We start from the raw sequence: 3,180 nt of genomic DNA on the forward strand, positions 1-3,180 counted from the left end.
CGTTACCTCGTATCTTCAGATATTTTTGTATTGGCATCATACCACGAATCATTTGGGCTTGCCATTGCGGAAGCGCGCGCCTGCGGTTGTGCGGTTATTGCTTCGGATGTGGATGGTATTTCTCAAACGTTAGATGGGGGAAAAGCTGGTATATTAGTTCCACCGAAAGATAGTAACGCACTGGCTGAGGCGTTGTCAAAGTTACTAAATGATTCAGATACGCTCCAACACTACAAAACCCGTGCTAGTTCAAACCTAGAGTGGTTGAGTGTAGAACGGGTGAATACCGAAACGCTGCTCGTTTATCGTGAATTACTTGGTAATACTAGCCAAAATATTTCTTTGATGCCCGCAGTCGAGATAAAATCGGCTTTGTCCAACCCAAATCAAAGAAATCATGCAGCATAACGTAGAAACAGGGAATAATAAACAGTGTTAGTAGCGTTGATATTAGTAACCCTGAAAATACAACTATTCCCAAAGGCTGCATAAACTCTGAACCTTCTCCAATTCCTAGCGCTAGTGGAAATAAGCCTAAAGCAGTAGTTATTGCCGTCATTAAAATTGGGCGTAAGCGTTGCGGCGCCGCTTCTAAAATAGCCCCTCGACGGTTAATTTCTTTTTGTTCCCTAAGTTGATTCGCAAGTTCAATCATAATAATGGCATTGTTCACCACAATACCAACGAGCAAAACTACTCCAACAATTACTGTGGCGCCAATCGCAGTTTTGGTAATAAAAAGTCCAAATATTCCCCCAGCTAAAGCTAACGGAATCGTGAACATAATTACTAGTGGGTCAATGAGTGAGTTATACTGAACAGCCATGACCACAAACACAAGAAATGTAGATAATCCTCCTAACTGCACGAGTGATTGCTGTAATTGTCGATTTGATTCAGATGCTGCACTAGGTAAGACAGTTACACCCTTTGGTAAATTAACACTTTTAATCGCTCCGTTGACTTGAGTAATAGCATCACTAAGATTTGCACCCTCACTCAAATTACCAGCAATTAAAAATACTTGACGTTGATTGATACGTTGAATATCCCCTGGCGCCTTACCTTCGATAACTTTGGCAACATCGCTAAGGCGAACTTGGCGGTTACTACTGACAAACAAAGGTAATCTTTCTAACTGCGAAGTCGCTTGTATATCTTTCTCGTTTAACTGTACCCGCACATCAACCAAACGGTTGCCACGTTGAATTTGAGTTGGAATACTACCTTCAATAGCAGTTTGAATAGTATTACCTATATCTGTAGTCGTTAATCCTAGTGATGTAACCCTTTCCCAGTCGGGAAGAATTTGAACTTCTGGTTGACGTTCATCCGCATCTGGACGAAACCTCGCGCTCTCGACTTTATCTTCTAACACCCCTAAAACCTGCCGTCCAGCTTGCTGCAACTGGTCATAATTATTACCTTGAAGAATTACATCAATATCGGCGCCGCGAACGGGTGAGTTATTAAGTATCAAACCGCGAACTTGACCTGGAGCAAGACGCAAACGAATTCCAGCCAAATTAAGCTTGTTAAATTCTTTAGTGAGATTTTCTACGTATTTTTCCACATCTGTATTTGGTTTGAGTGTAACAGTACTCGAACTTCGTAGCGGGTTAGCAGAAGTACTATTACCAAAAAAGAAACCACCAATAGTTGTAAATATATAATCTGTTCCAGGTTGTTTGCGAAGAATATCATCTACTATATTCATCACCTTTTTATTAGTTTCCAACGGAGTACCGGGAGGAAATTGAGCATTTAAAGAAGCTTGTCCAGTACTAATGCGAGGTAAAATCTCTTGTGGAACTTGCGGCAACATCCATAAAGTACCACCTCCTAATAACACAAAGGCAAGCGGTATTACCAATAAGCGACACTTAACGACAAAATTTAACGTGCGCTGATAACTACGTGTAGCTGCTGCAAACGACTTATTGAACCATACTAATACTGGAAAGCGATTAACGCGACTTGAAAATTTAATCGCAAATAACCGCGAAGCAAGCATTGGTACGATACTAACCGCGACTAGTAACGAAGCAGCGATAGCAAAACTAATTGTCAGAATTAACTCATTGAATAATAAAGAAACAAAACCACCAACGAGTAAAAACGGTAAAACCGAGAATAAATTGGCGCCAGTTGAAGCGACCATTGAAGATTCAACTTCGGCAGAAGCGTCAATTGCAGTATCAATAACTTCTTGAGGTTGTAATTTTGTATCAACACTCTGACCAAAATTCATTCCTGTACGGACAGCAATGTTTTCCATAATAACTACAGATGTATCAATTGCCTGTCCAATTCCTAAAGCCAAACCTCCCAAACTAAATAAATTTAAAGATAAATTGAATAGTTTCATTAAGATAACTGCCGCCAAAGTACAAAGCGGAATTGTCAGCGAAATAATAAACGTTTGTCGCAATGACCCCAAGAACACGAGTACTGATATTGCAGCTAAAACGGCGCCGCTAATAGCAGAATTTGTAACATCCGCCAACGAATTACGAATAAATCGCGACTCATCAAGAGTAGGGGTAATAACAGTATCTTGGGTAATTACACCAGACTGCCTGAGTTCCTCAATACGCTTTTTGACACCATCGACAACATTGATAGTGTTAGCATCAGGCTGCTTTTGAATACTAACTCTAACTGCTGGCTGTTGATTAAGGAAAGCAAATACACGCTGATTTTCTGTACCATCAATAACTTCTGCAAATTCGCGAAGATAAACACGTCTTATCGGGGTAGTAGTTGAAGTCGCAGAATTAGAAGTAGTGGGTGAAGAAACTTCAAACGAGAGATTGCGAATTTCCTCAGCAGATTGAAAACTTCCTACAGTACGGGTTAGAGATTCAGAATTTTTACCATAAATTCTACCACCAGAGATATCTTGATTGCGGTTTTCCAATTCAGTTAACACATTAGTTAACCCAACACCTAACGCTTGCAACCTATCCAAATCAATATTGACACTAACTTCTTCTAAAACTCCCCCCGAAACATCAACACCAGCAACTCCGGGAACTACACCTAACTCACGTGCGAGTTCATCGTCAGCAAAAACTCGTAACTGCACCCCTTCTAAATTGGGTGAAGTCAAAGCAAACTCGTAAACAGGTAACTGTGAAGGGTCAACTTTAAAAATACGAGGTTCTTCAATCGTGTCAG

General features: G+C 40.5%; 2 protein-coding genes. One reads left to right on the forward strand and one right to left on the reverse strand.

From position 1 onward, the window contains the following. Positions 1 to 408, forward strand: a 408-nt coding sequence (locus AC2JBO_RS44130; protein WP_496959944.1) for a glycosyltransferase, incomplete at its 5' end; no start/stop codon positions are given. Here the strand turns inward: AC2JBO_RS44130 and AC2JBO_RS44135 are convergent. Then, on the reverse strand, positions 326 to 3,180 hold a 2,855-nt coding region (locus AC2JBO_RS44135; protein ID WP_496959945.1), incomplete at its 5' end, for an efflux RND transporter permease subunit. The two genes, AC2JBO_RS44130 and AC2JBO_RS44135, sit on opposite strands and share 83 nt — an antisense overlap.

The sequence above is a fragment of the Calothrix sp. CBUCES-K 9914 genome (genome assembly GCF_059640475.1).